Source organism: Pseudomonas sp. KB_15 (genome assembly GCF_052114525.1).
Taxonomy (GTDB): Bacteria; Pseudomonadota; Gammaproteobacteria; order Pseudomonadales; family Pseudomonadaceae; genus Aquipseudomonas.
The window spans coordinates 1-402 of record NZ_JBFREX010000288.1; the positions used below are offsets into that span (position 1 = coordinate 1).

General features: G+C 67.8%; 1 protein-coding gene. It reads left to right on the forward strand.

The window, feature by feature from the left end; translation table 11 throughout:
* Positions 1–67 precede the first annotated feature (67 nt).
* Positions 68–402 (forward strand): LacI family DNA-binding transcriptional regulator (locus tag AB4Z35_RS30925; protein ID WP_442101290.1); only part of this gene is annotated, 335 nt, incomplete at its 3' end.

Sequence of the window (402 nt, forward strand, 5' to 3'; positions counted from 1 at the left end):
CGACTGGGTCAACCCGTCGGCCGACATCGTATCTCCATCCAATCCGCTTAAACCCGCCAGAACCCGCATGCCCCAAGCTCCAGCGTCGAAGTCCGTCACGCTCCATGATGTCGCCCGGCAGGCCGGCGTCTCGCTGATTACCGCCTCGCGGGCGTTGAGCAATCCGGGCATGGTGTCCGAGGCCACCATCGCGCGCGTGCGCGAGGCCGTGGCGGTGACCGGCTACAYCCCGAACCTGCTGGCCGGCGGGCTGAAGTCCCGCAAGAGCCTGATGGTGGCCGCGCTGGTGCCGAACATCGCTGTGCAGCAGTTCCTGCCGACCGTGAAGGCGCTGACCGATGCGCTGGACGCCGCCGGCTACCAGTTGATCCTCGGCCAGACCGGCTACGATCACGCCCGGGA